The 7106-nt window shown below is 37.3% G+C and carries 5 protein-coding genes and 1 pseudogene; all 6 read right to left on the bottom strand.

What is annotated here, in order from left to right; translation table 11 throughout:
- Positions 1 to 558: 558 nt before the first annotated feature.
- On the bottom strand, positions 559 to 1800 hold the full coding sequence (locus tag ACPYKA_RS17040; RefSeq protein ID WP_479543410.1) for an allantoate amidohydrolase: 1242 nt from the start codon (positions 1798 to 1800) through the stop codon (positions 559 to 561).
- A 163-nt stretch (positions 1801 to 1963) separates the two neighbouring features.
- On the bottom strand, positions 1964 to 2176 hold the full coding sequence (locus ACPYKA_RS17035) for a hypothetical protein (RefSeq protein WP_479543409.1): 213 nt from the start codon (positions 2174 to 2176) through the stop codon (positions 1964 to 1966).
- Positions 2177 to 2230: 54 nt separating this feature from the next.
- Positions 2231 to 3712, bottom strand: coding sequence for an NCS1 family transporter (locus ACPYKA_RS17030; RefSeq protein WP_479543408.1), 1482 nt, complete (start codon positions 3710 to 3712; stop codon positions 2231 to 2233).
- 466 nt (positions 3713 to 4178) lie between these two features.
- Complete coding sequence (gene hydA, locus ACPYKA_RS17025; RefSeq protein WP_479543407.1) at positions 4179 to 5594, bottom strand: dihydropyrimidinase; 1416 nt, start codon at positions 5592 to 5594, stop codon at positions 4179 to 4181.
- A 4-nt stretch (positions 5595 to 5598) separates the two neighbouring features.
- On the bottom strand, positions 5599 to 6897 hold the full coding sequence (gene preA / locus ACPYKA_RS17020; RefSeq protein ID WP_479543406.1) for an NAD-dependent dihydropyrimidine dehydrogenase subunit PreA: 1299 nt from the start codon (positions 6895 to 6897) through the stop codon (positions 5599 to 5601).
- Between the two features lie 65 nt (positions 6898 to 6962).
- A pseudogene (locus ACPYKA_RS17015) lies at positions 6963 to 7106 on the bottom strand (dihydropyrimidine dehydrogenase); the annotation flags it as partial.

Below are 7106 nucleotides of genomic sequence, written 5' to 3'. Positions count from 1 at the left end.
AAAAAGTAAAAATGGCATACCTAATACCATAGGGTTAACTTTATTAGCCCATAAAATTACCGGACTTTCCATCATGATTAGCCCTAAAACAACTAAACCTGTAAGTACGACCCTTGTATTCATGATTTCACCTCTTTCTGGTTATTAACTACAATTAAACTATGAAATTGAGAAAAACTCTTATAAATATAATGTTCTTTTCATTCTATTGCTTGAATAAATTTTATAATCAAACTATTTTTAATACATTAGACATAATGTTACACTTTTCTATTTCTTCATTTACATTTTGGAAAGAGTAAAGTTCTGAAAGAATAAAAGGTCTTTGCTATTTGGATATCGGTTAGTCTATTTTAATACTATGGTCTTGGCTATATAATTTACAATACTCCTATTTTTGTGTTTAATTCAAAACTGAAATAAACGGCTTTAACCATCTGAAGTATGCAATTTCTCCTAAGTAAAAGAGCACCTAGTTTTAGGTGCCCTTTTAAATGAATAGTAAATAACTTTACCATATGCAAAGAAAGGTGCTATTTTATTATAATTGTGTTTTTTCTAAGAAGATTTACTCTCCAATAAATTCAATACCGTATTCAGCATGACATTAATCCCTTTCACACAATCATCTATGTCGGTCATTTCGTTTTCCATATGGCTTTTTCCATTTATACTCGGAACGAAAATCATCGTTGAAGGGATGTAACTGGCAATAAACTGTGCATCATGACCGGCTCCACTGACTACTTTTTTATTCGAATAATTCAGTGCATTGGCTGCTTGCTCTACTGAATCACGGAGATGGGGAGCAAACCATACTGTATCTCTATCCCATAACTTTTTTATTTCGATAGTTGCTATATTCCGTGATGGGGACTTAGCCAAATTTTCAATAATTGCTTCAACTTGTTTTATTACCCCGGGATCTTTATGTCTTGCTTCAATTGTAAATACTACTTTATTTGGTATGACAGTATGAATGTTTGGTGATACATCCATTCGCCCCATCGTGAATACTAATTGATCGTCTAACCTGCCCAATTGCTCTCTTGCCGAAGTGATCAGGTCATTTGCTACAAAAAGTGCATCTCTTCTCATATTCATTGGAGTCGTACCGGCATGATTGGACTCGCCGTTTATTTCTACTTCATAACAAACCATGCCAACTACACATTCAACAACACCTATAGAAATAGAATGATGATCTAGAACAGGGCCTTGTTCAATATGTAGTTCCAAAAATGCAGTGGCATCATTTAAGCGATTTTCAATTGAGCCTACATAATTAATAGACTCAAGAGCTTCTTTAAATGTAACGCCATCAACATCTTTAGACATCATCATATCCTGCTTATCAAACTTTCCTGCAAGTACACCTGAAGACATCATAGATGGTTCAAATCTAGCTCCTTCTTCATTGGTGAAATTTACAACAGTAATTGGTATTTGCGGGGTAATATCATTTTCTATTAAAGTTTCAATTACTTCGAGGCCGGTGATAACCCCTAGAACTCCATCGAATCTTCCGCCCTTTTTTACAGAGTCGAGATGTGAACCAATTACAATTGGCGGTTTATCTTGGGCTCCTGCTAAAGTTCCGTATATATTTCCCATATCGTCTATTTCAACTTTTAAGCCTAGCTTTCTGCAGTAATCACAAAAATAATCGCGAGCTAAACGGTCTTCTTCAGATAACGCTAGACGTGTTACCCCATTATTTTCAGTACGTCCAAAGTCCGCAAATTTCTCTAGTTTATCTTGAACACTTTCCTTTTTAACAAGAAGTAAATTTTTATTCATATCTTTAACACCTCTTATTCGAATTTAATGCACAGTTCCACGAAGATTAAATAACAACAAAACTTGCCACTTCTTAAAATCTAAGGATAACTTTAGGTCACCAAAACATAACCTCTTAGATTTGAAGTGACAAGTTACACCTTCAATCATTCAAATAGTATGATTAAGCACCTTCTTTTTGTTGTTTGATCAAAACAACTGCAAAGTATTTCCTGCCTTCAGGAGTTATTATGTGTAACGTCTCTTTTTCATCAGCGTTTTCAAATTCTACAAAGGAACCGTTTAAATTTTCAGTAACATTCGTAATTTTATACCCCTTTTGTACCAAAAAGTCTATTCGATCCCTTTCTTGTAAAAATGTTTTGTACTCACTCATTTCGCTACCACTCCCTCTAACATGTTTTTTACTCTTTTTCTTCTAAGTCATTGATCATGCTTGTGATTCAGCGGGTGTGTCCGAGACAACATCAGGTTCTAATTCGAGATCAATCTCCCATTCACGTCCAACCGTTATCCCTAAGTACTTCTCATCACTAGGGTCTTCTAGTTCCGCTTGTTTATATTTTTTGAACCACCAATACTTAGCTAAAAAGTAATAGACGAGCCCTGCGATGAAACATCCAACAAAGAAAGAATACGTTTGGAAGAGTAATGCAATACCTCCACCAACCACAAAGGAAATCATTCCAGCCCAGTTTATTCCTTTATGAAATCGATATTGACCATCACTTTCATATAAATCAGGAACATTAAGTCTGCGCTTACGGATGATATAATAATCAACAATGATAATACCAACTGTTGCGGATAAAATCGCACCACTAATGACTAAGAATGGAATGATCACATCGAGAATTGTCCATGGTCTTGATATCACAGCAATAACACCGGCGATAATAACTCCGAGATAATACGGCACTTTTGGACCACCTACATTAGAAAATACTGTTGCAGCAGGTACAACGTTTGCTGGTGTATTTGTGGACCATTGTGCAAATACAATCATTAGAAACAAGATCGCTAAAACAATACCACTTGTTGAAAGTAATTGGATCGCTGCAACAGGGTCATAATCGCCTACAGCAATATAAGCAACTGCACCGATTGCAACAACAAAAGTTTGAACGATAGGCATAACAATGATACTACCTACCCATATACCTTTATTTCTTTTCCACCAATTTCTTTCAAGCTTTGGCGCTGTTACATATCGCGATATATTCATTAGATCATTGGCGAGTGTAGCCCAGTATCCCATCGTCCCTGTAACAATTAACATAAAAGCTGTAAACATTAGGCCAGCTGAAACAGGTTCCTCAATCCATGTCCATACATTGCGGTCAACAGCAGCAGCTTCTCGCCCTAAGACGACATACATCCATATGGCGATAATAATAACAGTAGGAGCTGCTAAATTAGCAAAACGTTCAATTGCTTTAATCCCAAGTATTGTATTCAATAATTGGACGGCAATAAATAGGATGAAACAGAGAAACCAGTTGTCAAATCCCCAAAGTATATTGAATATAGCGTTCATCGCTGTCGCACCAAAATACGTGTTAATCCCAAACCATAATGACGCTGTTATAGCCCTTATTAGAGCAGGAATATGCGTACCAACAGTTCCAAAAGGTGCTCGTATATATACTGGGAATGATAAGCCATGCTCAATTCCAACATCTGAAGTAATTGTCATAAATAGTCCAATTAGAACACAACCTACAATGGAGGCGACTAGAACCCAGAAAAGCGATAAGTTCGCCATACCCGCTCCACCAATAGCAAACGCCGAAATTACGATCGCCATACCTACCCACATAACCCCGAATCCAAATGTACCAACTACCCTCTCACTGTGGGTCGACGGCAGTAAATCTGGGGATTTTAAATAATCAATATTTTTCATCACCATTCTCCATTCCCTCATTTTTTTGACGAAAGAAATAAATTCGTCTTCTTTTTTATGATCCTCTGAATATTTAGCAAAGATATTTGTTTTTCTTAGCAGATAAGAAAGTATAAAACTTTCTTACTGCATAAATGCAACTAAGGCTTTCGCCAAGGCTTGGCGATAAGCCAAGTTTTCTAACATAATCTTAAAAATGCGTCTTTACAATCTGGATTGACATATACATTTTAAAAATCAAGTTATATTAGGATCGAAAAACTTCGTATAATCTAAAATACTCAACTTGCTCAGATAGATTTTTTATCAGGAGAATTCGGTAGTAAATCCCATGACTTTATATAATCCTCACCCCTTTTCAATGTAAAGTATTTAAATATTCAGAGAATTATTCATAAAAACGTGCGTGTAGCATTCCGAATGAGGAGGGGAAGAAGTAGTCTTCCCCACTAATTCATCTTTGGACAAGGGATCACAAAGTGTACGTTTTATTTTCTGATTCATAGTTTTCGCCATATTTTGCACGTTTCAAATATTGGCCGACCCCTATCTTTCCGACAAACTTCTTATCTCTTACAACAAATTCTCCACGTGACAAAACGGATACAGGTTCTCCGGTTACTTTCATTCCTTCATAAGCGCTATAATCGACTGCCATATGGTGCGTTTCAGCTGAAATGATTCTTTCCATGTTTGGATCGAAAATAACAATATCCGCATCCGCCCCAACGGCAATGGTGCCTTTTTTCGGATATAATCCAAATAATTTAGCTGCTCTTGTCGACGTTATATCAACAAATTGATTTAATGTGATTTTTCCTTTTTTAACACCTTCTGAGAACATAATACTTATACGATCTTCAATATTTGGTCCTCCATTTGGAATTTTGGAGAAATCATCTTTACCTAAATCTTTCTGTCCTATAAAATCAAATGAACATTGATCTGATCCAACCGTATGAAGTTGACCATTCTTTAATGCCTGCCACAGTACGTCTTGGTGCCATTTTTCACGTAAGGGTGGTGACCAAACATATTTAGCCCCTTCGAAGTTTTCTCTTTCTAAATACGTTTGGTCAAGTACTAAATACTGTTGACATGTTTCCCCCCATATATCAATTCCTTTCTCCCTTGCCTCGGCAATTTTTCTGGCAGCCTCCTCACATGTTACATGTACAATATAAATTTGTGATTCGGCTAGCCCTGTAAATATCGCCGCTCTTTCTGTCGCCTCTCCTTCAATCGCCGACGGTCTTGTTAGTGCATGATAAATCGGATCGGTGTTTCCTTCTTTTAATGCTTTTTTTACTAAATAATCGATGACATCTCCATTTTCAGCATGAACCATCACAAGTGCACCAAGATCTTTTGCAGCTACTAATGTTTGAAAAAGTGTCTCGTCATCTGCTTGAAGAACATTTTTATAGGCCATAAAAACTTTAAAAGAAGTAATTCCTTCATTTTCAATAACAGATGGAAGCTCTGCCAAAACAGCTTCATTTACTTCACCAATCATCAAGTGAAAGCCGTAATCAATAACCGCCTTCCCATTTGATTTCCCGTGCCATGTGTTAATTGCGTCTTTTAAAGGTTCCCCCTTATTTGTTAAGCAAAAGTCAATGACGGTTGTCGTTCCACCAAAAGCTGCCGCAATTGTCCCCGTTTCAAAGTCGTCTTTTGTCACTGTACCACCAAATGGCATTTCAAGATGGGTGTGAGGGTCTACTCCACCCGGAAAAACATAGTGTCCCTCTGCATCAATTACTTCAGCATCACTGATTGATAGATTTTTTCCAATTTGACTAACGACGCCATTTTCAATCAAAATATCTGCTATAAATGTATCTGCCGCCGTGACTATTGTTCCATTTTTTATTACTTTCCTCATATAATCACCCCTTAGAAAGTTTATCTACAACATCAACTTCACAACCTACAGCGCCTAGAGCAGCTTGGCGATCATTCCATGTCATTACAGGAAGTTCACTTGGTATTTCTATCATGTCAATTGCACCATCAACTGGACATACAATGGAACATAAATTACATCCGACACAATCTTCTTCCCTTACTCTTAAAATGTCGTTTCCATTTTCATCTTTTAACATATCAATACATTGATGGGCCGTATCTTCACAAGCAATATAACATTTATTACAATTAATACAGACATCATTGTTAATTCTTGCAACGATTTCATAGTTAAGATCTAGGTCTCCCCAATCGGCATATTTAGGAACAGATTTTCCAACTATGTCCATCACTGAAGATATTCCTTTTTCATCTAAATAATTATCTAACCCTTCAATCATATCTTCTACAATTCTAAACCCATGATGCATAGCTGCTGTAGCGACTTGTACACAAGATGAACCCATCAACATAAATTCAACCGCATCTTGCCAATTAGAGATCCCGCCAATCCCTGAGATCGGAACATTAATTTGTGGATGTCTGGCACATTCACTAACCATATTCAGCGCAATTGGTTTTACTGCAGGTCCACAGTAGCCTCCGTGCGCTCCTTTTCCACCGACATGTGGGATTGTGTTCCATGTATCAAGATCAACACCTGCCAAGCTATTTATCGTATTGATCATACTAATAGCATCGGCCCCGCCATTTACAGCCGCTTCAGCTGTATACGTAATATCTGTTATATTTGGGGTTAGCTTTACAATTACAGGTGTTTTTGCAGCCTCTTTTGTCCAGTATGTCTGTTTTTCCACTAATTCGGGCACCTGACCTGACGCTGAACCCATGCCTCTTTCAGCCATTCCGTGTGGGCAGCCAAAGTTAAGTTCTAAGCCATCTACTCCGACATCCTCAACTTTCTTTACAATCTCATGCCACTTTTCCTGCTGCGGTTCGACCATTAAAGATGCAATGATTGTATGATCTGGGAAAAGCTTTTTAGTTTCATAGATTTCCTTTAGGTTATCTTCTAGCGGTCGATCGGTTATAAGCTCGATATTATTAAATCCTGCCACTTTTTGCCCATTAAAACTAACTGCGGCAAATCGCGATGTTACATTAAGAATCGGATCCCCTAGTGTTTTCCAAACAGCCCCACCCCATCCTGCTTCAAATGCACGTTGAACTTGATAACCTGAATTCGTTGGAGGAGCAGAAGCTAACCAAAATGGATTAGGTGATTCAATTCCCGCTATATTTATACGTAAATCTGCCATCTTTTTACCTCCTCTATATATCGTCGTTAAACCCAATAAAAGGCTACACTCCTACGTAACCTTGACTATGCTGTTTCTGAAATATTTTTGAACAACATTTTATGGACTGCATAGGCTACTTCTTTACCTTGTTGGGCAGCTGAAACGACCATTGCTTCCCCCTGTCCTTTTCCAAAAATAACATCTCCACATGCAAATACTTTTTCATT

Source organism: Pseudogracilibacillus amylolyticus (SeqCode), from assembly GCF_051918545.1.
Taxonomy (GTDB): Bacteria; Bacillota; Bacilli; order Bacillales; family Amphibacillaceae; genus Pseudogracilibacillus.
This window is presented reverse-complemented; position numbering and strand designations above follow the sequence as displayed.